Genomic DNA, 24895 nt, shown 5'->3' with positions numbered 1-24895 from the left:
AAGCGGTTATCGGATTTTTATGTCAATTGACGAATCAGGGAATGAATCAGGCGAAGAGGTCGCGCCAAAGCGTCGTAGGGCTCCCAAGGGAGAAATGCGCAGGGCGGCGCTGCTTGATGCGGCAACAGTGATTTTTGCCCGGGATGGCTATACCAGTGCTTCGATGCGCGATGTCGCGACGCTTGCCGGTATCACGACCGTAGGCCTGTTGCATCACTTTCCCAATAAAGAGGCGTTGCTGGCTGCACTGCTGGATCGCAGGGATCAACGGGTGACTTCAAGGTTTCACGAGCTGACGACCGAGCTCACCGTGGAGGGTTTTCTCAAGTTCCTGAGGCTGAGCATGGGGTTCAGTGTCGAAGACGCTGCCGAATGTCAGGCGTCACTGGTGATGAATACCGAAAGCCTTTCCCATGCTCATCCGGCATGGTCCTGGCATCAAGACAGATTTCACCTTACCCACCAGCATGCTCGCGGCCATTTGAACGCGTTGAAAGAGGCGGGGGAAATTCGTGCCGATATCGACGTGAAGGCCATGGCTCAGGAGATTTTCTCGGTCATGGACGGCTTGCAGATTCAGTGGCTGAGATGCCCGGAAGAGGTGGATGTCATGGCGGTGTTCGACATCTATTTGCGGCGTCTCGGGAAGGACATTCAGGCTCATCCTTGAGCCTGAACGCTGACGCTTAGTAAGCCTGTGTGGCGTTCACCTGCACGGCTTTGCGCAGTGGCAGTGGCAGCGGGTTACTGTCGCGGGTGGTCAGGTGTTCCGGGAACAGAGTGGTCAAGGTGCGATTCAGGGGCAGATTTTCCGAATCCGAACCGACGAGAATCTTGAACTTGCCAGCGTCCACGTCCCAGCTTGCAGTCTTGTCTACATAGTAGGCCAGGGAGCGTGAATCGATCGGGATGCTGACGGTTTTGCTTTCGCCGGGTTGCAGATACACCTTGGTAAAGCCCTTGAGTTCCTTCTCAGGACGATCAACGGCCGGTTTCACCGGTTGCACATACAACTGCGCGACTTCGAAGCCCGCCTTGTTACCAGTGTTGGTCAGGGTGAATTTCACGTCGATGGTTGCGCCGGGGCTCAGTACGTTGGTCGACAGTTTCAGATCGCTGTAGCCGAACGTGGTGTACGACAGACCGTAGCCGAACGGGTAAAGCGGTTTGGCGTGTTTCTTGTCATAACCGCGATAGCCCATGTACAGACCTTCGCTGTAGGTCATGTCGGTCAGTGGATTGCTGCCACGGTAAGCCGCCGGGTCCGGATAGGACGCATAGCTCGGGTTATCTTCGATTTTCTTGTCGATGGTGATCGGCAGTTTGCCCGAAGGGTTGACCTTGCCATACAGAATCTCTGCCAGTGCCTGACCGCCTTGTTGGCCCGGGAACCAGGCTTGCAAGGTGGCGCCGACTTTGTTCGCCCAAGGCTGCATGTCAGCAACGCCGCCGCCGTGCATGACCACGATGGTGTTCGGGTTGGCGCGGGTCACGAAACTGATCAGCTCAGCCTGTTGATCGGGCAGCTCGAAGCCATGGTCAGAGCCTTCGCCTTCATGCTCGTAATTGGAGCCTGTGGCGACCACGACCGCGTCGTATTTCGACAGATCCTTAGGTGGACGCAGGGACGCCCAGCTCATCTGTACCCCGGTAATCCCGCCCAGTGCCGGGATGAAGTTACCCTGCACGCGCTGGTATTCAAGCTTCACGGTGTAGGGTTTGCCAGCGACCAGTGCCGGAGTTTTGCCGGAGGTGGTCATGGCGTTCACCACGTCTGCGGAGTACGGCACGCCGTCGCTCTGCAACACCAGCTCATCATTGACCCACAGTTTGTAAGGGCCGTCCGCACGGACTTTGAACACGTGTGCACCGGACACCGTCGGCTTGATAGTCGCGGTGAATCTGGCCGAGAAAGCACCCGCTGTCGGGCTGAAGCCAGACACAGCCGTAGTGCCCGCGTTGGTTTCGTTGGTGCCGGTTGTCCAGTTGAGGTTCACGCCAGGCTCGACGCGAGTCACGCTCGGGCTACCGGACAAGCTGGTGTTGGAGAAGTACTCAGCCTTGACGCCGGAATTGCTGATGCCTTTGTCATTGGTTGCCGGTTGATACCAGGCCGACGATTTCGGGTTCAGGCTCAGTTCCGGCAGATAGGTGACGTTCGAGCTGCTCGACGCCAGTTGTTGCAAACCGCTCAGTTCGGTCACGTAGCTGTTGGGCGGTGAGTTGGCGGTGCCGAAAGGTGAGGCGGGGGCCTCGTGCGCCCAGTCGCCGATCACCGCAATTTTGGCGGACCGCGCCAAGGGCAGCAGCGGTTTACCTTCTGTGGTGTTTTCATTGCGCAGCAGCACGATGGATTCGCGAGCGGTGTTCAGCGCCGCACGCGCGCCATACTCGGGATGATCCAGCGTCCTGGCAGTGTTGAGGTTCTCCTGGAAGTCATAGCTGACGATGGCGCGCAGGTTGCGTTTGACCTTGTCATCGATAACGTTCTGGGTGAGCTGGCCACTCCAGAGATACGGCAGCAGGTTGGCTTCGGTAAATTGCAGGCCCGACGGCATGTCGATATCGGTACCGGCCCAAGCGCCTTTGAACGCATCGTGAATGGCGTTGAAGTCGCTGATCACGGTGCCCTGATAACCCCATTCACCCTTGAGCACTTCAGTGATCAGGTGATGGTTTTCACAGGCGTAGTCGCCGTTGACTTTGTTGAAGCCGCACATGATCGACGCAACGTTGGCATTTTTCACCATCGACTCGAAGCCCGGCAGATACAGCTCGCGCAGGGTGCGTTCGTCAGCAATAACGTTGACTGCCTGGCGATTGGCTTCCTGTTCGTTGGCCAGGTAATGCTTGCCACTGGCCTGAATCCCCTGAACTTGAATCGCGTTGACCACGGCCGGTGCAAGCACGGCACCGAGGAACGGATCCTCACCACTCATGTACTCGGCGGAGCGACCGTTGTAGGGAGTCCGGTAGAGGTTGACGCCCGGCGAGAGCATTTGTTGGCCGCCCGAGATACGGGTTTCGTAGGCAATGGCCAAGCCGAACTCCTTGGCGCGATTGATGCTCCAGGTCGCAGCGAGCGCGGACTGGGAAGGGTACTGCGCACCGAATGTCGCGTTGTTGACGTGCACGCCCATTGAGGAGTCGTAGGCCGTGGTGCCTTTGATGCCCCACTTGAGCAGCGGCGGGATCATGTGTCCGTCGTTGACCCGGGTAAAGTTGATCTTTTCGGACTGGCTCATGTTGTCCAGGATTGAACTGACACGGGCTTCGACTTCATTGCCGGTGGCTGGCGTGACGGCGGCCAGGGCCAGGTTGGCCTGCAGGACGCTGAAGGTCAGCAGGCTCAGGCTCAGGGTGTGTTTTAAGGCTGACACGGCAAGCGTCCTTTTGGCGGATGCAATCGGCTGAGGGTTGGGCTGGTTCATGGACGTTGCGCCTGGGTCGGGGCGTCATCGGTCACCACCGGTGCGTCGAGCACGGTGGAAGGGCCTTTAGCCGTGGATGTGCTGACATTGGCAGCGCCAGTCAGCTGGTCACGTCTGGCTTCTACCTGCACACGAATCTGCTCGGCGGACGTGGCAGCGTTTGTCGCAGAAGTTGAGTCTGCCGCCAGGGCAGACAAACTTTGCGCGCAGAGTAATACAGCGCTAATAACAGACAGCAAGGGTCGACTCATCGATTGCATCTCGATTGATGGTTTAGAAGAAAAAGAAAAGGCTGTGGGCGCAAGGCTAAATGCGCCGAACGTTAAGTCAGGTTCGAGTCATAAAAGTTCAGTGGCGAAGAAGGATATTTGTAAGCGCGGCGTTATTAAATGATGGCACATGGCCTGAGAAGGGTTTTTTAGCGGTTTAAGCAGAATTGAGTTTGGAGGTTCTTTTGATTTTGTGCCTATCTAGGGTTATTTATTGCTGATAAATCTATTATTGTGGCTATAAAAGCCGTTTAAGCTCATGGTATGAGCTTATTGTTGCTTTGTTATAAACCTAACTGTCGTTAGGTTTAACGCTCTGGTAAGCTGTTCGTCGTGCTTGAAGTGGGCGATATTATGCGAGGTTTAATAGTCTGTTACTTAATCGCTATAAGGCTTTTTGTTGGGTGCCTAATAAGAAGATTTATTGTTGGTTTTGACCTGTTTGGGAATAGCAGTGGGTGACGCTGTTTCAGTGTTTGGTTTAATCGAGCTTATATAAAGTACATGCTGGAGGGTGTTGGTCCGTGAGTGGGCTAGTGGTTTAAGTATCGTCTTTCCCCTTTTTAACGATGTCATCATTTATGCAGTTACTTCCCGCCGATACGCTCCACCCAGCGACTGCTGAGAGGAAATACGCGATCGACCTCGCCGTCCTGAAAACCGTCCAGCAACTCAATCATGTCCAGTCCAGAAAACTGACCTTTGGCCAGATCTACATGCAGATGCTGCGCACGCGCACGGGCCTTCCACCGATTGCTCAGTGCGTAGAAGCGGTTGATGCGTTGGTGAAGGAGGGGCTGTTGATGTCAGAGCGGATACTGGATGAGGATCCCGCGTTCCCCTATACCCAGCACATCATCAGCGGGCTGACCGAGATTGGAGCAGCCTCTCTGAGAGGGGAGTACTAGCGACGCCCGGTGCTGCTCAACGTGGCGTGCAGCTTGTTTCGCAAATCGAACTCGTTGAATGGCTTCTGGACCACAGCCGAACCGTTCAGACCCAGAACGTCGGTGTCGGCATAGCCTGTGACAAAGAGCACCGGCAGGGCTGGATGGTTCTTATGAATCAGGCTGGCGAGCTCACCACCGGTCATGCCCGGCATTGCAAAGTCAGTCAGCACCAGATCAATGTCCTGATCCAGCAAGGTCAGCGCCTGTGCGCCGTCTTTTGCCTGTATGACCTTGTAGTCCATGGACTCAAGCATTTGCACTGTCACGGCCCTGACTTCCGGGTCGTCGTCCACAAGCAGGATAGTGTGCGCGCCCCCCACCTCAGACGGGGCCTGAGCCGATGTCTGTTCATCCGGCAGTGTCACCGGCTTGTCGACGCTGGGCAGATAGACCATGACTTTGGTGCCGACCCCCAGCTCGCTTTCAATCATCACGCCGCCGCCCGATTGCTTGGCGAAGCCGAATACCTGAGCCAGGCCAAGGCCCGAGCCCTTACCCACGTCTTTGGTGGTGTAAAACGGTTCGAACGCCCGAAGCAGGGTCTCGGGGCTCATGCCGCTGCCTGAGTCACGGATAGCCAACACTACATATTTGCCTGGCTCCGGGTCCTCGGGGCGTATAGCAGGCCGGGTGACGTGCTCATTGAACGTCGAAAAGCATAGCGAGCCGCCCATGGCCATGGCGTCTCGCGCATTGATTGCCAGGTTGAGGATGATCATCTCGGTCTGGGTCGGGTCGCCCATTGCATACCAGAGGTCATTGGCCAGATCGGTTTCGATCCAGATACTGCCACCCAGTGCGCGGCCGAGCAGGGTGCCCATGCCACGAATGGTGTCATTGAGATTGATGGCGGTTGGTTGCAGGCGCTGGCGGCGGGAGAAAGACAGCAGTTGAGCCGTGAGCTTGGCCCCGCGTTCGCCTGCGTCCTTGACGTTCTGCAAGCGTGTGGCGGTCTTGTCCAGCGTGCCGCGTTCGATGTCCCTGATCGCGAAGGTAGTGCTGGTCAGGATCACGGTCAGCAGGTTGTTGAAGTCATGAGCCACGCCAGCGGTTAGCTGACCTACTACTTCCAGGCGCTGCATCTGCTGCAAGTCCGCTTCGATCCGCTCCCGTTCGCTGATTTGCGCCCGCAGCCTCTGGTTAGCCGCGGCCAGTTCATCAATGACTGCGCGCTCCTCGGTAATGTCGCGGACGGCGGCGTACATCAGTCCGCCTTCGGGCACAATGGTCCAGGACAGCCAGCGGTAGTCACCTGACTTGTGCTTCATCCGGTTGACGAAACGGGTCGAGATATAACCCTGCGCAATACTCTCCATTTCATGGAGTGTCGTGTCGAAGTCGTCCGGATGGATCAACTCCCACAAGCGCATCTGGCTGATTTGCTCGTTCGACCAGCCCAGCGTGGCTTCCCAGGCCGGGTTGAAAGAGATCGGCGTCATGTCCAGTTGCAATACGGCCAGCAGCTCCCGGGACAATTCCCAGGTGCGATCCCGTTCCCGTGTGCGCTGCTCAATACGAGCGCCCAGGGCTTCGTTCAATTCGACCAGCTCACGGGTTGCCTGCTTGCGCTCGCTGATGTCCTGCATCACGCCGGTAATGCGTACACATTGACCGTTCTTGAACACCGAGCGCCCACTGGAGAACAGCCAGCGTGATCGGCCGCTGGGCATCAGTGCGCGGTATTCGACCTGATAGTCGGACTCACGGGCGATGGCTGCATGAATCTTCGATTCCAGCAGCGCGCGATCATCCGGATGGCAGCGATCCAGCAGAAACGGCAAATCGACCGCGGTGTTGGGCAAAATCTCGTAAAGGGCATTACAGCGTTCGTCCCAGAGCATTCGGCCGGTGGCGGGCTGGATTTCCCAGACGCCCATCATCGCGGCTTCGATGGCGAGCTGGGCCCGCACTTCAATGTCCTGAAGAGCGGTTTCCGCGGCACGGCGTTGAGTCCGTTCGCGGACTTCAGATACGGCACGCTTGACGGCCTTGGGCAGCATCTTGAAGTTTTGCTTGAGGACGTAATCGACCGCGCCCAGACGCATCATTTCTACGGCTTGTTGCTCGCCAAAAATGCCTGAGAGAAAGATGAACGGGGTTTCGGGGGCTAACTGCTGGGCGATCTTGAGGACGTCTGCGCCGGATGATCCCGGCAACAGAAAGTCACACAGCACCACATCAAACACTTGCTGACTAAGCGCCTGGGAAGCGCCTTGATGGTTGTGCACCAGGGTCGAGTCAACTTTGATACCACTGGCCTCCAGGGACAAAAGGGTCAACTCCGCATCCTGCGGACTGTCTTCGATAAGGAGGAGCTTCAGTTCATTGAGTGGCATTAAGTCTGACTGCGCTTAATCAAATTGGGATCAGGTGCTGGGACGACGCTGAGCTCTGACCGAACCTGGTGGTGGTTCGTTCAGAACAGCCCAGAAAATACCCAGATCGGAGATGGCGCTGACGAACTCCTTGAACTCGACAGGCTTGACCACGTAAGCGTTGACGCCCAACTGATAGGCGCGTGACAGGTCCAGTTCCTCGCGGGAGGAGGTCAGCATGACCACTGGGATGCTGCGCAAATCATCGGATTGGCGCATGGCGTCCAGCACCTGCAAACCGTCGACCTTGGGCAGTTTCAGGTCCAGCAGCAGTACTGCTGGATTGCCGCCAGTGCGCTTTGCGTACGCATTGCGGCGGAACAGGTAGTCGAGAGCTTCCGCGCCGTCGCGCAGAACAATCACTTCGTTGGCCAACTGGCTGCGTTCGAGCGCGACCAGGGTCAGTTCCAGATCGTTGGGGTTGTCTTCAACCAGCAGGATTGGCTTGAGCATTAATTTTCCTTCGTACTCAGACGACTGGGTTCAGGAGTTTTGTAAGGCAGGGTGAAGGAGAACGTCGCTCCTTCACCCAGTACGCCCTGGGCTTGAACGGTGCCGCCGTGGCGCTCGATGATGCGCCGGACGTTGGCCAGGCCAATACCGGTGCCCTCGAACTCTTCCATCCGGTGCAGGCGCTGGAAGACACCGAACAGCTTGTCGGCGTATTGCATATCGAAGCCCACGCCGTTATCACGAACGCTGACGACAACACCCTGAGGTTCCTGAACCGCAGTTATTTCAATGACAGCAATGGTTTCATTGCGGGTGTATTTGATTGCGTTGGCGAGCAGGTTGCGCATCGCCAGGTGTAAAAATGCCGGGTCGGCAATAATGATCGGCAATTCGCCCACTGCCCACTCGATGGTCCGGCCTTCATAGTCGGGCTGCATTTCCCGCTGGATCGACTCGACCATGGCTGTCAGATTGACCTCTGACTGACGCATGGCAGAGCGTCCCATCTGCGAGAAGCTCAGCAGGTTGTCCACCAGTGTTCCGGCAAATTTAGCTGATTCACCGATGGTGTCGAGGAAGCGCTGGCCGCGGTGGGAGAGGTTGACCTCTTCCATGTCCTTGAGCAGTTCAGCGTAGCCTGCGATGTGTCGAAGCGGCGCACGCAGGTCATGGGAAACGCTGTAGGAAAAAGCTTCCAGTTCTTTATTACTGCGTTTGAGCTCCGTGGCCAGCTGCGCCATTTCTTCGGCTTTGCGCAGCACGATGCCAAGGACGGCAAGACGCAGTTCCGCGACACCTTCCAGCTCTGTTTCTTCCCAGCGCGTAGAGTAACCTTCAACCTTCTGTTTCCAGAGTTCGAAGCTTAGACGAGGTGTCAGCGAGCCGTGTTTATCGATGGCTTTTTCCGGTTTGCCTGCCCAGTGAACGACACGGGCCTGCTCGGGTTTGAACCAGATGAGGTAGTTCGAATGCAGCTCGGAAATCGACACCGCCAGTACGCCACTCACTGCCTTGGCCAAACCAGGTATTTGCGCGATGTCGAGGCTGACGTTGTTGGTCTGGAAGACATTGGGGCCTGCACGCTCTGCCAGCCACTCGGCCAGTGCCCGAACCTGTCCCTCGGGAGGCGTCTGGCCGAACAGGTTGCACTCATCATCCGAGACCACTGCTGCGCCGCAGGCTCCGACGAACCTGATGAATGTTTCAGGCAATGATTTCAGGCCCTTGAACACGCTGTCATGGTCGGCCATGGCCGCCAGCATGTGCACGATGTCTTTGCGCAATCCCAGCATTCGGTGGTTACGCAGGTGAGCTTCTTTGGTCTCAATCTGTAACGACAGGACACGGCCCAGCAATTCGCAGGCCGAGCGGGTCTGGAAGCTTACCGGTTGCGGTGTAGGGTTATGGCAGGAAATCAGCCCCCACAATTTACCATCCACCACAATCGAAATGGACATGGAGGCACCGGTGCCCATGTTGCGCATGTACTGCAAGTGCACCGGGGATACGCTACGCAGCGTGGCGTAGCTCAAATCGAGAGGGGGCTGCGTTTTCGGGTTTGTTTCAGGAATGATCGCTGACGGGGTGTAATTCGAATCAGCAATAATCCTGATGCGATTCAGGCAATACAGCTCACGTGCCTGCGCCGGAATATCCGACGCCGGAAAACACAGGCCCAGATAGCTGGGAATGCCTGCGTCAACCAACTCGGCATTGACCAGGCCGTTACCGGACTCATCGAAACGGTAAGAGTTGACGCGTCCGAAACCCGTGATGCGCTTGATAAAGCGGACTGAGCGATCACACAGCTCGTCGACGCTTTCTTCTTCACGCATCTGGCTGATGAACGCACGCACCAGTGGATACAACTTGCCATGCGCGGTCGCGGTGTCGCCGGCCGGTTCGAACTCGGCAATCAATACGCCTTCGTTGCGATGCAGCATCATCGCTACCGGTTGACCTGCGCGATCGCCCTTGAGGAAGGTTACGTCACCTACGTGGTAAGGCTGCGCCTCGTCCTCGTCCAGTTCACCCAACTGGCCGACAAACGCTGTGCCATCTCTGACGAGGGAGTCGAGGTGGCTGCCCAACAAGACATCGGTATCAACATTCAACCATTGGGCGATGTTCTCGCTGATCTGGACGATGGTCATCGCCGGTTCATCGATAACGATCAAAAAACCTTGTGGCTGAATACTGCCGGGCGTGCGAATAGGCTCGCGCGCGCAGTTATCGATGGCCGCCTGCAGAGAGACGTGAGTGTCGGTAGCGGTCAAAACTTCCCCCTTTTGAAGGATTTGGAGACGGTAGGCACAGACCCAGGTGAAGAGCTGAAGAACGCCGAATTGCATTCGTCCCCAAAAATCCGATGACACAGTATCAAATTATTGACATCCACACTGTGGCTGTTGATGTGTTGTCGGACGATTGGGGAGAGTTTTCAAGAGGTTGTTCTGCTTCTTACCTTCAAGGCCACCTGTTTCGCACGCATAACTGCATTGATCAGAGGGGCTCTTTGCCTGGAGGGGGACTTGCACACGCTGGCGTGTCGGCAACTTCTTCCATTGCCTCACGCAGCATGCGTTGTACTTCGACGGCATCGCGAGCAGCGTAAACCCGGCCGCCGGTGTTTTCGGCGATACAGTTGGACAGATTTCCGTCACTGATGTTGACCAGATTGACCCGCAATCTCGGCTGTTGGCTGGCAATACGCGCGGAGGCTTCGCAAGCGTTCTTGTCGCAACCATCTTCACCGTCGACAAACATCACCACGACGGCATCCTTGAAGCGCCCGTTGACCTTGCTTGCGGCCTGGATGAGGCTCGCGGTCAACGGTGTGCCATCGTCTGCGTCGAGTTGGTTAACCCCGGTAACCAGTTGTTGCCTGGCATTGGGCGCGAACAGGCCATGATCAACTGTCCGCTCACAGCCCTGAAAAGTGATCAGGCGGGTATCAATGTCAGGGTGCAGGTGGTCAACCATTGCTCCAAACGCTTGTTTGGCAACCGTCAGTCGAGTGGGTTCGGCAAGCAGGCGCGCTTTTCTGGGATTGCTGTCCGGTAGCTTGCTGGACATCTTGTTCATCCAGGCTTCGTCTTCTGCGGAGGTATTGATGTTCAGATTCATGGAGCCGGATGTGTCCAGTACAACCACGAAATCAGGCGCAGTTGCACCTGCTTCACAGGCATAGCTGCTTACCTGAGCCGGACGGATCAAGTGCCACAATCCGCCGCGCGAGGTCCACAGAAGCCACAGCAGTAACAACAGTAAAGGCAGCGCGAGTAACCAGAAAGGCATGCGCAACCACCAACGTCGTGAATGCGGCCTGGCAGTGGGCAGGGCCGTTTGCTTATGCGCAGCGGGAGCCGGAGCGGCAGGCGTTGCAGGAAGTGGCAGGCCCCAGCGAATAATGACGGGCTCTTCGTTGAGGCTATAAAGGTGATCCAGATCCGGAGCGCCGATCATGCTGCTCAGTGCCTGGGCGTCCTCGCCTTTACCGCGCGACTGCAATTCATCCACCAGAAGTCTGATGGCTTGTTGGCGTTGGGTGTAGCGTGCGATCAATGCCTGCTGTGCCGTGGCGTTCAGGTTACGGTATTGCAGCGGTTGACCTCCGAGCTCCGACCACCACTGCACTATGTCTTCGCCTCCTGTACGCGGGATAGCGTAAAGGCTGGCAACGCTGGGAGGGAAATAACGGTGCAGCAGTTCGACCTTGCTTTCCAACGCACGCAACAGCGCCGATGGATAGGGGGTGGCGTCGCGGGAGATGCGTTGCATGGCACAGGTCCGGAATAAAACGAGGCCCCGAAGGGCCTCCAGGAAGGGAGTTACTCGTAGCCGAGGCTTAGTTGCAGCCGAGAAACTTTTTGCTGCAGGGCTTTCAGTTCTTGCTTACGTGCCTCGATAACCGCCGGATCAGTACTGGCGGTGGCCTGCTTTTTGGCGGCCATCTGCTTTTCGAGGTCAGCGATCTGTTGCTGAACCTGCGTCTTGTTGGCATGACGGGTCTTGAGCTGGCCCAGTAGCTTGCTCATCGACGCGTCCAGCGTGGCCTGCTGCCGCTGTTGCTCGGCAAGGCTTTTACTGGCGACTTTCTGTTGGTCTTGCAAGGCGTTGTAAACGTCGTGGAATGCCGCATTTTCTGCGCGGGCGTCCGTTAGCGACTGTTCCCGCTGGCGGATTTGTTCGCTGTAGCCGCCCGAGTGATCGCAGTTCATTTTTGCGATCAGGCTGGCTTCTGCGTTGTTTGAATCGCAGCTACCCGGTTGAGTGGCACAGCCACCCAACAGCAACAGCCCCGAGCTGACGACAAGTGCTCGAATAATCATGTTCATCTCAACCCAGAGTGATGGCTTGACGCTGGCTGTACAGACCGTCGACTTCCTTCTGCAAGGACGCTACTTTAGTGTTCATTTTGGTGATTTCGTTATCGATCTCGGTCACTTGCTTGCCACCACCATTAACGCGCTCCAGATTGGCGGTTTTCTGGTATTCGTTGACTTTGTCACGCATGCCGCTCAGGTCTTTTTTCATCTGCGCAAGATTGCTGTCGACGCTGGCGATTTCCTGCTGTGCCTTGGCTTTATCCACGGTTTTGCTTTTGATCGATTTCTGGATGTCTGCGATGCGCTCTTTGTCGTCGTTGATCACTTGCTGCAGGGTGGCAGTGCGCTGAGCGACTTTTTCGGTGTCCGCTTTCACTTCGTCATTCATCAGTTGCAGGCGTTGAGTGGTGTCGGAGTACTTGGCGCGACGGTAGTCGTAGTAATAGTTGGCACCCATGGCCACGCCGCAGGCAGCGATACCGGCTACTACCATGCATTTCACTTTGTCGTTAGGGCTGGTCACGGCACAAGCCAGAACGCCAACACCTGCGGCACCCGCACATGCAGTGAGGCCGGAGGTGGAAAAGAATGACGCATCGGCGCTTTTGGTTAGCCGTGGGTCGGGTGCTGTGCTGGAGTTATCGAGCATGCTGCTGCCGATACCGTTGGTGCCGCAGCCTGCCAACACCAGGCTGACAGAGAGCAGCAGGCCGAGCATGACCTTGGGCAGATAATTACGTACTTGTTCCATACTGAAGCTCCTTGAAGTAAGCGTGACGTCGAGTTACTGGACTGCTTTGCAGCGGCCGAGCCAGGCATCGGTGTCGATTTTTTGGGTTTTAAGAAATGCCTGCTGATTGACCCAGTGGGTCTGCAAGTAGGGCTTGAGCTCTTTGAGCTGTTCGTTGCGCGTGATGATTTCGCCCATGACCGGTATTTGCCTGGCCAACAGCGGCTCGCCGTAGAGTGTTGCGGAGTCCACGAGGCTACTTGCGTAGTAACGGCTGAGTTTGTGCAGTCGATCGCGCTGCTCGTCGAGCTTGCCTTTGCGCATCGGGCAACTGCTGTCCTGGTCAGTTGCCGAGCAATTAAGCTCGTAATTCTTCTGCAGGAAGTCCAGGTATTTGCCGTCGTCGAGCATCTTGGTGCAGAGGAATGCGCCAAGGTTGAGACTCGCGCGGATCGCCTGATCGCGAGTTTCTTCCTGCTGCTGGTTACTGGCACGTAACTGGTTTTCCAGGGTCTTGAGTTTTTCTTTCAACACCTCGTCTTCGACGCCAGAGGCCAGTGTTCCCAGTGCCTGTGCTGTGTTTTTTTCGTCCTGGCTGGTGTCGCCGTTGCCGGTTCCCAGTTTTTTCCAGCTGCTTTCGATGCTGGCAACGCGTTCGCGAGAGGTGAGCGTGCTGGACACCAAGGAGAATCTCACGCCTGTGGTTTTGCTGGTCGCAGCGTCTTTGGCTTCGTAGTAGTTGCGTTCCTTGCGCAAGGCGCTGCGCAGGTCACCTTGAGCGGTCCGATAGTCACCGCCACGGACCACATAGCCTCCAGCCTGGCCATGCTGGCGATCCAGTTTGTTCAGGCGAAACGGCTCAAACATCATCTCATCGACGTTGCCAAGCATGTCGTGCAAGCCCAGCGGATTGGGTTTGAGCAGCCCGGTCAGTTGCAGTTGACCATTGGAGGACTGGGCTCCGGCGAACCATTCATAGGCATTCAACCCGTCCGGCATCGGGTAGCGCAGGTCGCGGAACTCCGCGGTGCTGACATTCAGCCCGCCGCGTGCAGCAAATTCCCACTCAACTTCTGTCGGCAAGCGGACAAAGCCCGCCACGCCGTCTTCTTTGGGCAACTTGTCCGCTGCGTTCTGGCGCAACCACAGGTTGTACTTGTCGGCCGCTGCCATTGCCTGCATCCAGCTCAGCGAAACGGCTGGCAACCGTTGCTTGTTCGATGCCGTAGGGCACTCGGCCTGTGTCAGCGCACGATATTGCAGGTCGCTCATCTCATATTTGGCGAGCAGGTAATAACGCGACTTGGCGGTTTTTTCGGCAGTGAAGCTACCGGCAATGAATGCTGGATGGGTCTGTTCGACATAGCCCCATTCGTTGTTGTCACCGCCAATATTGATGGGGTAGTCGTCCAGTGGGCCGGCCAGCGGGATAAACACCTTGCGAAACACCATGGCACCGTCGCAGGGCATCGGCAGCACGACGTCGTCAGCGTCTGGCATTGGGTTGTAGAACTTCTCTTCCCAAGCGGCTGATGCCTGAAAGCTCGCCAATGTCAGGGGCACAAACAGCAGGTGGCGCCAGTGTTTACAGTTCACGCAGACTCTCCGCGGGTTGGATTCTGATAGCTCGGGTGGCACCGACAAGCGCAACCAGTGCCGCAATCGCAAGAGCGAGCGCCAGCGCCGCGAGGCCGTGCAAAGGGGTGATGTGGCATACAAAACTGCCAGTGATGCGTTGGCCGCCCAGTAACTGGTTGAAGGCCTGGCTGCCGGCGAGGTAAAACGCCAGGCCACCGATATAGCCAATTCCTGCCAGCACCAGGGCTTGCAGGACGACGTAACCGGCGACTGCCTGACTGGTGAACCCCATCAGACGCAGCAAAGCCAGGCTGCGACGTTTTCGATCAATATTGGCCAGAAAGGCACCTACCAGCGAAGCGATGCAGCCCATTAAGGCCGCTCCGGCAATAACGCCGAAAATCACCCCCAGTACATGATTGATGGCTTTGACGTTCTCGATGTCGGCCAACCGGCTGGCGGTTTCGATATTCTGTGTATTCAACCAGCGCTCCAGTGGTGCGACGCTGTCAATGTCTTTGGCGTAAAGCCGGGCTCGGGCGTAGCGGGGGGCCAATTCGACTTCCGGTTGGCCGCTCGTGGCGCCGAGCGCATTGACCGCGTAGCCGTCGCGAAAACGCTCCAGTTGCAGCAACACATCGGGGTGCACGAATGCGGCTGGCCGGGCGAAGCTGACAGCAGGGATAATGCCGACCAGCGTCAGCGTGGTTTCGCCTCTTTCCGGTTTCCCGTCCAGGCGTCGTTGCACAAGCATGCGCAACGGTTCACCGACCTTCAGCGTCAACCGTTCAGCCGCCGCCGCGCTGAGAATCACCTGATCAGGCGCCAGTGCGCTGGCAGGCGTGTTGAGCAGCGGGTCCCCGCCAGCAGTGGGCATGATTTCGACGTTGTTTATGAAGCGTCCGCGATTACCCAGCAGGTCAGCCTGTGTGTTGAGCGAGCGGGTCAGGCCCAATGCGAAGCCGGTCTGTGGTTGTCGTTGCAGTTCACTCAGCCACTGTCCGTCATAGTTGCCGCTGCTGAGCAACTTGATTTCCAGGTTGCGCGGGTCGCGTAACAGTTCCTCCTGCAATTGGCTGACCACGCCATGCTTGAGCCCGAACAGCAGCAACAGCGGCGCAATCACTGCAACCAGTGAGGCCGCGATGCATAGCGAGACTTTTCGGTCGTGCCAGAGGTCAGCAATAGCCAGGCTTACAAGCAGCTTCAGGCGTTCAATTGAATGCTTCAAAGCGTGTCTCCCCAGGCTGGGAGACAGCACTCAGGCGCGCCAGACCAAAGCTGCTGACCAATTCCCAGTCGTGGGAAACGATCAGCGCACTCAGCCCCAATTCATCGACCAGCCCCAGCAGCAGTTCAAACAGTTGCCTGGCGTTATGGGGGTCCAGAGCGGCAGTAGGCTCATCGGCCAGAAGCAGTAGCGGTTGATGGGCAATGGCGCGCACGCAGGCCACCCGCTGACGTTCGCCGATGGACAGGGCCTGAGGCAGCTTTTTCAGCAGCGGCTCCAGGTGCAGGGCCGCAATGGCGCGTTCGACATGTTCGCTTTCGCCGCCCATACCGAGAAGACGCATGGGCAGACTGATGTTGTCACGAACGTTGAGAAATGGCAGTAATCCGCCATTCTGCAGAATAAAACCCAGCGAACGAGCACGCACTTCAGCCAGTGCCGATTGATCATCGGCTGCCAGCAGCGCAGCGATGTTCGCGTTCCCCAAGTGGTAGTGCGCAACCTGCTCAGGCGCCAGCAGCAGACCCAGCGCTTCGAGCAGTGTGCTTTTGCCGCAACCGCTTTCGCCGGTGATCGCCAGCACCGCACCGCGCCCCAGTGTCAACTCGGGCAGATGCACCCGGTGTGCCTGTGTACCGCTCCCTCGTTGCACCTTCAGTCCTTTGATCTGCAGCATGTCAGGGCATCATTTCCAGAGGAACCGGGTAAACGTTGTCACGGGCATCACTCCCTTCGGCCAGTGATACCCAGCGGTCGACATCTGCGTTGTAGACCTGGTAGTGGCGCAGTTTGGTCGCCAGCGTACGGATGAATTTTTCCTGCGCCAGGCCATCCCAGCTTTTCCAGGTGTCCTCATCCAGGTTCAACACTTCGCTGTGGTAGGGCAGGTCATCCAGGTACTCACCCATTACACCCAGTTCGGACAGCTTGGCCGTGCCATTCTGCTTGAGCTGATTAGGGTCAGTGCCCATCGTTGCGGCGACAGAGCGCAGACGCTCGAACATCTCGCTCGGCGAAATCAGCCCTTCGTTGGCGGCATCCAGAATCTTCTTCAGCACGTCACTGAGATCACTCAGTTGCGACTTGGTCAGCAGCACCCTGACGTCAGTGGTCGGGACGTTCTGCTTGATCGGGTCGCGGTCGGCAATCCACGCCTGAAACACCGGGGGAGCCTGGGTCCCGGTCTTGTCGCCCAGATAGGCCAGGCGCATGGCATGGCCGATCAGCGCGGCATCGTCGAGCATTTTCTGTTCGGCGGGCGCAGCGGTGGCGTTCATGGCGCTGCCGATGGCGTCGTCACCCATGTAGGCGGCTTTGACCTGGCCGGTAATAGCGTTAGCCAGCGCATCGACTTTGCTGCCGAAGGCGTTCACGTCACCGGCATCCACGGGGTAGTAAAGGGAGGTGTTTGTTCCGGAGTAAGTGGACAGCGCTTCGTACTGGGCCTGGGCTTTGGCGTGATCCTTCACCCCGGCAGCGGTTTTCAGGTGCAAGGTGTAGATGGCCACGCCAGGGTTACTGGCTTCGATACGGACCTGCTCGGCATTCAGGCCGGTTTTGGACAGCTTGTCGTCGCCATCCAGAGCGCCAGCGTCGGTGATCAGCACGACATAACGTGCGCCGAACGGGCTCCAGTCAACCTGGTCGATCGCCTGCATCACACCTGCATACGAGTCTTCGGCAAAGCTCTTGCTCGACACTTTTGCCTGCTTGAGGTCAGCGGCTTTTGCCAGAAAGTCGGCGCCGTCCTTCACGGTATTAGGGTCGGCGTACATCTTGGTGACGTATTCCAGTCCCGGTACGGCTTTGGTGCTGGAACGGAATGCAACCAGACCGAATTTCACCTGGCGATCAAGGTTTTCCTTGGCGATCTGCGCGTACACCTTGGCGATGGCTTCGCGGGTGCGCTCGATGTACGGGTCCATGGAGATGGTTGAGTCGATAACGAACACGACGGCTGCACTGAACTCTTTGAGTTGGCTGGCCGCAGCTGCTCCGGTTTGTCCCTGACCTTGGCCTGGGGTTGCGGCAGTCTGGCCAGGTTGCCCTGCAGCTGCCGCCGCATCAGCTTTGCTGACTGACGCGACATTCAGGATGCGGGTCCGAAAGCCGGCTTCGGTCATGACTTCTTCGCCGCTCAGCACTGGCAGCAAGTAGAATTGCTTCTGCATATCAATGAAGTATTCCGGCTCCTGAGCCAGTACTCCGGGCGCGGTAGTGTTTTGCTTGAGTTTGGCGCGCAATGGGGCAACCCGGCTGACCGGATCCGGAGCGTCGAGGATGCCTTCGAGGGTTTCGCGCTCCTTGAAAAACATCAGTCGGTCGCGGTTGGCCGGGTTGGTGAAGGCCAGGGTCAACTGCATTTTCCAGTCCACGGTGCAGTCTGCGGGTAACCAACCGCTGGTCTTGCCAAAGCTGTCAGGTCCGACTTTCAACCACTGGGCATTGCCCGCACTGGCCCGCTCGTAAACATAGAAACGGCTGAACGGCGGCTGCGCTGCATCGGCTGGCCCACCTGCGGCAGTGCTCAAATGGCAGCCGGGTGTGGTGAGCACACGTTGGAACAGGGTTTTCTTGCCGTCCTGCAACAACGGTTTGTCAGCGGCTAACGCCCAACCTGAACCCAGGCACAGACAGGCTGCGAGCGTCAGCGAAAAATGGCGCAAGGTCACGGCTTCAGCTCCTTGAGGCGTTGCGCCGCTTCGGCGTTATCGGCCTGATAGCCCAGAATGGTTTCGTACCAATAGGCTGCGGTGGCGTTGTCAGGGGTCGTGAAGCAGTCACTGGCTTGCAGATACTTGGGGTCGTATTCGCGAGCGTACGCCAAGGCAACGTCGACATTGCCCGCTTGTGCACGGTTGGCATACAGCCGTTGCGCGACGCCGCATTGCTTGTTGGCTTTGGCCAGTTCAATGACTTTGAGCAATGCCGCGCTGTCCGGCGATTGCTTGATGCAGCCTTGAACAAAATTCAATTCGGTTTCAGTGCTTAATGCTTCAACGCTGCACGGCGCAGCACTTGTCGGTGCGGGCGCTGCCACGATAGGAGGAGGCGTGGCCGCCACGACCGGAGTCGGAGCTGCGGGTTGCTTGAGCCAGAACCACAGGCCAGCGGCAATCGCCAGCAGCGCCAGAATGACAACGGCCAACAACGCCGTGCGGCTTTTGGCCGGTTTCGTGGACGCTGCGGGAGCAGGCTCAACAATGGGCTCCGCTAACGTTGCAGGTTCGACTGCTGCTTCGCTCACCGAGTCGACGACTGGCTGCGGTGTCTCTGGCGCTGTTTGCGTTGGAGCAAGGCTAACTGTCGTTTGCGCGGCGCCTGGTCCGGTGGCGTTGCCCGCACCCGACAACGCCAGGCCCTCCATCAGTTTCATCGGGTTTTCATCTTCGCCACTGCCGTCAGGGCTACGCAGGCGGAAGTTAAAAACCCCGGTAGCCGAATTCTGCAACAGCGGATCTACGATCTCCGGGCCGACCTGATAGCTGATGGAGTCGCCGTCGGCAGCTTCCACGAAATGCTGAGCAAACCAGCAAGGCGCATTGCCCCATTGCTGGTCGTGTTGCAGATAGTAGTCATCCTGATTGCGCTGGAAGGCAAACTCCAGGTTGCCAGCATCATGCTCCCAACCACGTACCTGAAGAAAACCGTGCCCCGGTATCGGGTTGGCAAGTGGAGAGAGTTTGATCGTGATGGACATGAATTATCTCGCTTTGAAGGCCTGGATGGCTCGGCCCATGGCCTCATTTTGCTCGGGCGTGATTTCTTTGCCCTTGCGATGGCCAACGTTGTTCTGGGTATGGATGGCGATGCCGGAGATCCAGTCGTCAGCGAAGATCACGCTCTGGTCGTCGGCCTGCGCTGCCAGAAGCGGGAAGCGACCTGGCATTTCCTGTTGATAGAAGGCGAAAAGTGGCTGTTTTGCACCGAGCAATCCTTTAGGACGCTGCTCGGCAGGATCGGCGGTATGGCCAAACCAGGCGGCGAAGTCGTTGAGCAGCAGTTGCGTTGTCAGGACTTGGCGCTGCACCAGATTCTCTCTGCGCACACCGCTCTGGGCACGCTTGAGCAAGGCTGCGCTGAGCTGGGATGGCAGGTCCAGACGCTCGGCGCAGATCACCAGTTCCTTCACCAGCAGGGCGATGGCTTCAGCAGGCAGCTCCAGCAGCTCAAGCAGATGCTGGCGACGGCTCAGGTTGCGCAGGTGAGTTGCCCACAAATCGAATGCAGCCCGTGCGAACCGATGTTCGTGGCTTTGATATTGCGGTGCGGTCACTGCTGCAGGTGCGGTCGCTTCTGACTGAGCTGTCTGGACAATGGCTTCTCCGAAAATGTCGTATTCAATTTCCGGCTCGCTCACGTTCTGCACAGCTTCGCTGCTTTCGACGGAAGGGCTGTCGAAGTCGCCGCTCAGGTAAAGGTCGCGCAGTTGATCTTCAGGTATCGCCATGTAAGCGAGCAGTTCGCCGAGCACGTATTTGCCATGCTTGGTCGTGGCAAACGGTTTGACGATCAGGTTGGCAATGACTTTCTTCTTGGCGCGCTCGTCTTCGCCACCGGCTTCGTAGTACTGCTCGAGTCGCGGTAGCAGTTGCACCATTAACTCTTCGAGTTGTTCTTCGATGCGCTGCAGCTTGAAGTCGATGTTGGCGACGGGCGTGAAGGCACTGCTGAAGCGGCTCATGCCGCCATCGTTGAGTTTGAGCATCGCTTGCCAGGCATCCTGCGGATCAGCGACATGGCGTTTGACCAATTCGCTGCTGCTGAATGCGGTTTGCAGAGCTTGCAAGGCGTCGTCGTAGGACTCGTTGAAGCGTAGTTCTTCGCCGTTAGATTCCAGGTCGAGGAAGGTTGTCTTAAAGCGTGGCTTGCGCACCAGATAAGTGTTTCTGAACGGGGTGCTGCCCCATTGCTTCATCCACTCTTCGTTACCGAAGCGCTCGATCATGGTCAGTTTGAGCATGTTGTCGCAGGCTTCAGGGAACTGCACGATCTCACCGTTGAGCGCGCTGCCGATAAAGCCGTCGCACATGGTCAGGGCCCAGATCAGACCGCTGGCCCGTGCATCCCGTTGCTGGGCACTGGTGCCCTGGGTCTTGTCAATCCAGCTCTTGAGCACTGGGCCAACGCTGACCACTTCGCTCTGCTTGAAGGTGCTGGTACACATCACCAGCGCATTCATTTCCTGTTCGTTGGTGTAGCGCTCGAACAGGTAAGCCACTTTGCCGCGCAGCAACAGTTTGGCGACCGGGTTATTAGTGGCGCCGTTGCTGTCCACCTCACTGGCTTCATCGATGCTCATCAGCTTCTGGCGGCTGCGGTAGCCCGGGAAGTCCAGCAGGTCGACGCTATTGACGATGGCGTTGGCCGGTTCGTTGTCCAGTCGAAAAATCAGCTCGTTGGTCAATGCCGCCAGTTCTGCTCTGCCCACTGAGACAGCGGGCCGCAAGCTGCCGTCAATGAACGGGCGGACTTCCAGCGGGCTGTCGCCAATGCCGCCCAGACGGCTGAGGATATCGACGTTGATGATGCTGTTGGTCTGGATCATCTGTCCGTCGCGCTCACTGACCAGCGAGCTGAGCGGTGCGTAAACCGTTTCCGCCAGACCAAGGCGGTGCAGGGCAGTCGCCAGTTGCTCGTAGGTTTCGGTCATTTTGCCGACGCCGCCCCACAGCAAGGAGAACAACTGGGCGCGTTCGCGAATCGAAAGTCGCGGAGCCAGCTTGATCACCTGTGGCCAATACCGCGCGCTCAACGGCCGAACGGCGTTGGGGTAGTTATGCTCCAGGTAGTCCCACAGCAGCACCACGTCGTCGCTGCCCACGCCGGGCGAGGGCGCGGCTGTTGCGTTTTCTTCAAGGCGGTGCAGCACCGCGTCTATCTGCGCATCAGTGATCTGGCTATTGAGCTTTTGATGGTCGAAGTCTTCAAACCATGCGTTGGCGAGGACAATCGCAATCTCCACTTCCCGGAACAAACGCAGCTCCACCGGGAACAGTGGATCCGTACTCGGCAGTGCCCGACGGGTGAAGCGGGTGACCAGCCCGGTGGCTTCTTTGCCGCCGCCGACCGGGTTGATGTGTTTGATGAAATCCAGTTGCTGAGGCCCGAACTGAGTCAGTAACTGGCCTTTGCCGTCTGCGGCCAATGCCGAAATCAGGTAGCTCTTACCCGCCTGGGACAGGCCGAAAAACCCAATGCCCATAGGGGTGGTAGACACACGCCCAAGGCTGCGCGCCAGGTTGCGAGCGCGATACAAATCGCGGTTCAAGGCGTGAGCCTTGGTCGCTACTTCTTCGCTGTTCTCGGCCACTTCGGCCACCCAGTCCAGGGCCAGACCTGCGCCTTTATGGACAGAGGTCCAGGCGTGGGCGAGTTGCATCTGTTCAGTGCTCAGAGTAGTCATTTCGGACTCACGCTCCCGCTGTCGAGCCAATAGTTGGAGGCACCGCCTTCAGCACTCAACATGGTGTAGAGCTGCAGCCTCACGTCTTTGCGGTCGAAGGATTGGTCCTGAACGTTGCTGGCGATGTTGTCATCAATGACCAGCGTCTCGGCGATGATCTCGGCGTCGCCGCGGTCGGCATCGGCGTTCTCTACGCGAAAACGCAATAAGAGGCAGGCTTCCTTGCCGTCAGTGGTTGGTTTACCCACGAGTTTGCGCGTACCGCGCTCGGTGAGCTCAATCAGATACAGCGGCGCCGCAACCCAGCGTTCGGCATTCAACTGGCGGTAGCCAAGACGGGTCTTGCCCAGTACCCGCAGTTGCGGGCCGTCCAGTTGTGGTTCGTGCAGTTGCAGGAATTCGTTGCCTTTCGCGTCGGTTTTAATCACGTCGCTGTAAAGCATGTCGTGGTCAATAACCAGATTGTTTTCGTCCAGTTTGCCGATATGGCGCATGGTCGAGTAGGGCTTGAGGCGCCCGACGCTGAAGTAAAAGTTCGAGACTTTACGCTGCTCGCTAAGCAGGCACAGCATCGCCCCGACGGCGGCAGTACTTTTCGGGTCGTCGATCTGACCATTGCGATGGAACGGGTACCAGCCGCCGGTGCGATAACCGTTCATGGGGACGATACGTCCCGGTGGCAGCGGCACCTTGCGACGGATGTAGGCTTGTACGCCCGGCAGGCGTGATGGCCGCCCCGTCAGCAGCAATGCGTCGCAAGGGTACTGGAACACCACTTCACACAAGGCATCAAGAATCTTGCTCAGGTTGATCTGGCCCTTGAGGAACGCCTGGTGAATGGCGGGCAGATCAATGCGCAGCGTGACGTTGCGCAAGTCGAAGCCATCGCGACCGCCATCGATACGACGTACGCCGCCCGCGACGTATTCGTGGATGCGCTCGCTGATGGCGTCTTTTTCCAGCAACTCGGCGAAGGTGTAGTGGTGCACGGGGCTTGGCAGTTCCGGGTCGTAGGCTTCGTAGTCTTTGAGCAGGCGCAGGCCCAGCGGCACGAAGACTTGCAGGTTCAGTTGCTGGCGCAAGATTGCGTCCTGGGCGCTGGTACTTTCATCGCCGCACAGCTTTGACAGCAGCGAGCGTGGCGAAACCACGCCAAACTCTTTCAGCGCCAGTTCCAGACCCGGCAATACAAAGCGCTGGATGATGTCCAGCAGGATGTCGTCACCGGCGACCTTGAAGCTGTCACGGAAGCGTTGTTCAGGGATGATCGAGACGTTGCTGCCGCTGGCATTTTCGGCCCCGCGCTCCAGCGAGTAATCAGTGATTACCAGGTCTGTCGTACCGCCGCCGATGTCGATGCTGGCCAGGGTAATACGCTCGCGGTCGGCCTTGTCCGGACGGGCCAACGTGTCAAAAAACTCTTGAGCGTGGCCGGCAAAGTTCTCACGAATTTCGGTATACAGATAAACCAGTTGCCCGCAGGTGGCTTCGTCCCATTCGACTTTAATTCGCGGCAGGGGCACGCGAGGTGCAGGCACCGGCGAGTTAAGGCCCTTGGCTTTGCTTGGGTCGAGGTCGCCGTCGTGCCAGCCCATGCATTTCCAGACCAACGCCAGCGCTTGCAGCAAGCGATCATTGAGAAGGCTGCGTTCAACTTGCGGCATGCCCGGTGGCACGGTGAGGGTGATGCTGGACAACTGGCGTGGCCGCTGGGTGTGTCCCATGCGAGTACGTTGCGCCGGGCTGTTGATTTGCGAAAGCGTTTGCGTCAACACCTCGGCAAGCATGAAGGTCATCAGCGAGCTGCGCGAGTATTGCGGAGAAAACGCAGGCAGGCGGTCATCTTCGTTCTTGAGCTTGTAGAACGCCTGCCCGAGCTTGGTGATTTTGTGCGAAAACGGTGCAGCGGTTGCCTTTGGCTCGCTGTCGGTCTGCACATAGGAATTGTTAAAGCGCCAACCGTGGGTGTAGGCGTTTTCATCCCAAAGATAGCGCTTGGGACTCGACAATCCTGTGGAGCCTTCGGTGCCACGACGGCGGCCAGACAGGCGCCCGGCTTCGACGCCAACCCGGGCAATCGTCGGCCACTGGAAGGCGTCATGACGACCGCTCTGGACCGAGAAGTTTTCTTTGCCGAACGATGCCTGCGCGAACTCGATGCGGCTTTCAAACGGCTGATTGTAAACCCGCTCTGGTCGCACCAGATCGCGGATTTGCAGGATGTAGTTGTGCTTCATCCCATCGCCGGATTGCCCGTGGTTTTCGATCAAAATACCGCAGGTGCGTGAGTTGCCAACGTCCAGTACCAAGTCCACCGGGATCGGCGGATCAATGGAATCCACACCGTTGGCGGTCAGCTTGATTTCAGGCACTTCAATACGTGCTGGCTCGCTGCTGCGCTGTTCCGGAATCGGTTTGGCCAGCAGGCTCAGCAAGTTCAGGTAGTGGCCGATGTGCCGCTGCTCAACCAGCTCTTCATCAATGTCTTCGCTGGGGCGATGCTTATTGCCCTCGCGATAGATTTCCGTCAGCCAGTCCTGCACCCATTTCTGGTCCAGGAACCAACGGCTCTGGCGTGCGTGACAGGCCAGGCGGAAAGACGAGCCCGCATTGATGTCGTCACGTGTAGGGGCCAGATACTGCATGCCCGCTGCCGACGCCATCGAGCGTGTGTCGAACACCAGTGTAAGGCGGTGGGTATTGCCATCAATATCCGGCTGTTCGAGTTCAATCAGGCGAACTCGCGCCCAGTTGGTCGGGCCTTCGTCATAGCGCTCGGGCGGCAGGAAGCGAAAGAATGGCGCGGGCAGCCATAGGCCGTCCAGCAGCTTGAGGCTCGCCTGCATGCTCAGCGTCAGGTCTTCGTCATCGACTTCGCTGATCAGCCGTTCCTGAGTCTGCGACTGAATCAGCCGCTCGCCAGACTGGTTGGCAGTGCCGACCGGGCCCAAGTGGAAATATTGTTTGGTTTCCTGATTCTGCAACAGACGGGCGATGAGCGTATTGCCCATCCTGGCAAAGCGCCCGGCGGGTTCGTTACGCAAATCAAGCTTGACGGCGAAGTCCATGAACTGGAGTCCGCTGTCATTGATCAGGTGAACGGTATCTTCGAATTGCGTGAGTTCTGGCAGCATGGGTCCAGCC

Annotated in this window: 17 protein-coding genes; 2 read left to right on the top strand and 15 right to left on the bottom strand. The window is 57.8% G+C overall.

Annotated elements, in window-relative coordinates; all coding sequences use genetic code 11:
- Positions 1 to 19: 19 nt before the first annotated feature.
- On the top strand, positions 20 to 670 hold the full coding sequence (locus ACYASS_RS01815) for a TetR/AcrR family transcriptional regulator (protein WP_463584824.1): 651 nt from the start codon (positions 20 to 22) through the stop codon (positions 668 to 670).
- Positions 671 to 686: 16 nt separating this feature from the next.
- Here ACYASS_RS01815 and ACYASS_RS01810 read toward each other — a convergent pair whose 3' ends face one another.
- Positions 687 to 3431 carry a beta-glucosidase gene (locus ACYASS_RS01810; protein ID WP_463584823.1) on the bottom strand — a complete coding sequence of 915 codons (2745 nt, stop codon included), beginning with the start codon at positions 3429 to 3431 and terminating at the stop codon, positions 687 to 689.
- The gene (locus tag ACYASS_RS01805) at positions 3428 to 3670 is read right to left on the bottom strand and encodes a hypothetical protein (protein ID WP_463584894.1); all 243 of its coding nucleotides are present in this window, start codon (positions 3668 to 3670) and stop codon (positions 3428 to 3430) included. Before ACYASS_RS01805 ends, ACYASS_RS01810 begins: the two co-directional genes overlap by 4 nt.
- A gap of 611 nt (positions 3671 to 4281) precedes the next feature.
- Between ACYASS_RS01805 and ACYASS_RS01800 the strand changes: the two genes are divergently transcribed.
- The gene (locus tag ACYASS_RS01800) at positions 4282 to 4608 is read left to right on the top strand and encodes a hypothetical protein (protein WP_463584822.1); all 327 of its coding nucleotides are present in this window, start codon (positions 4282 to 4284) and stop codon (positions 4606 to 4608) included.
- Here the strand turns inward: ACYASS_RS01800 and ACYASS_RS01795 are convergent.
- The 13 genes from ACYASS_RS01795 to ACYASS_RS01735 all read right to left on the bottom strand — a co-directional run bounded on the left by ACYASS_RS01795 (position 4605) and on the right by ACYASS_RS01735 (position 24885).
- On the bottom strand, positions 4605 to 6986 hold the full coding sequence (locus ACYASS_RS01795) for a hybrid sensor histidine kinase/response regulator (RefSeq protein ID WP_463584821.1): 2382 nt from the start codon (positions 6984 to 6986) through the stop codon (positions 4605 to 4607). The two genes, ACYASS_RS01800 and ACYASS_RS01795, sit on opposite strands and share 4 nt — an antisense overlap.
- A gap of 30 nt (positions 6987 to 7016) precedes the next feature.
- Complete coding sequence (locus ACYASS_RS01790) at positions 7017 to 7478, bottom strand: response regulator (RefSeq protein WP_463584820.1); 462 nt, start codon at positions 7476 to 7478, stop codon at positions 7017 to 7019.
- Positions 7478 to 9754 (bottom strand): ATP-binding protein, encoded by a 2277-nt coding sequence (locus ACYASS_RS01785; protein ID WP_463584819.1) that lies wholly within the window; start codon positions 9752 to 9754, stop codon positions 7478 to 7480. Before ACYASS_RS01785 ends, ACYASS_RS01790 begins: the two co-directional genes overlap by 1 nt.
- 226 nt (positions 9755 to 9980) lie before the next feature.
- Positions 9981 to 11258 carry a vWA domain-containing protein gene (locus tag ACYASS_RS01780; RefSeq protein WP_463584818.1) on the bottom strand — a complete coding sequence of 426 codons (1278 nt, stop codon included), beginning with the start codon at positions 11256 to 11258 and terminating at the stop codon, positions 9981 to 9983.
- Between the two features lie 50 nt (positions 11259 to 11308).
- A complete protein-coding gene (locus tag ACYASS_RS01775; RefSeq protein ID WP_463584817.1) occupies positions 11309 to 11809 on the bottom strand; it encodes a hypothetical protein in 501 nt (166 codons plus the stop codon).
- A gap of 7 nt (positions 11810 to 11816) precedes the next feature.
- Positions 11817 to 12557, bottom strand: coding sequence for a hypothetical protein (locus tag ACYASS_RS01770; protein ID WP_463584816.1), 741 nt, complete (start codon positions 12555 to 12557; stop codon positions 11817 to 11819).
- Between the two features lie 33 nt (positions 12558 to 12590).
- Positions 12591 to 14036 carry an SUMF1/EgtB/PvdO family nonheme iron enzyme gene (locus ACYASS_RS01765; RefSeq protein ID WP_463584893.1) on the bottom strand — a complete coding sequence of 482 codons (1446 nt, stop codon included), beginning with the start codon at positions 14034 to 14036 and terminating at the stop codon, positions 12591 to 12593.
- An 85-nt stretch (positions 14037 to 14121) separates the two neighbouring features.
- Positions 14122 to 15345 (bottom strand): ABC transporter permease, encoded by a 1224-nt coding sequence (locus ACYASS_RS01760; RefSeq protein WP_463584815.1) that lies wholly within the window; start codon positions 15343 to 15345, stop codon positions 14122 to 14124.
- Positions 15329 to 16021 (bottom strand): ABC transporter ATP-binding protein, encoded by a 693-nt coding sequence (locus ACYASS_RS01755; protein WP_463584814.1) that lies wholly within the window; start codon positions 16019 to 16021, stop codon positions 15329 to 15331. The genes ACYASS_RS01760 and ACYASS_RS01755 overlap by 17 nt, the downstream gene beginning before the upstream one ends.
- A 1-nt stretch (position 16022) precedes the next feature.
- Positions 16023 to 18017 carry a vWA domain-containing protein gene (locus ACYASS_RS01750; protein WP_463584813.1) on the bottom strand — a complete coding sequence of 665 codons (1995 nt, stop codon included), beginning with the start codon at positions 18015 to 18017 and terminating at the stop codon, positions 16023 to 16025.
- Complete coding sequence (locus tag ACYASS_RS01745) at positions 18014 to 19045, bottom strand: hypothetical protein (RefSeq protein ID WP_463584812.1); 1032 nt, start codon at positions 19043 to 19045, stop codon at positions 18014 to 18016. The genes ACYASS_RS01750 and ACYASS_RS01745 overlap by 4 nt, the downstream gene beginning before the upstream one ends.
- Positions 19046 to 19048: 3 nt before the next feature.
- Entirely contained in the window at positions 19049 to 21751 is a 2703-nt protein-coding gene (locus ACYASS_RS01740; protein WP_463584811.1) for a putative virulence factor, read from the bottom strand.
- A complete protein-coding gene (locus tag ACYASS_RS01735; protein ID WP_463584810.1) occupies positions 21748 to 24885 on the bottom strand; it encodes a virulence factor SrfB in 3138 nt (1045 codons plus the stop codon). The genes ACYASS_RS01740 and ACYASS_RS01735 overlap by 4 nt, the downstream gene beginning before the upstream one ends.
- Between the last annotated feature and the right edge of the window lie 10 nt (positions 24886 to 24895).

It is taken from the genome of Pseudomonas sp. HP_14 (assembly GCF_055283875.1).
This window is presented reverse-complemented; position numbering and strand designations above follow the sequence as displayed.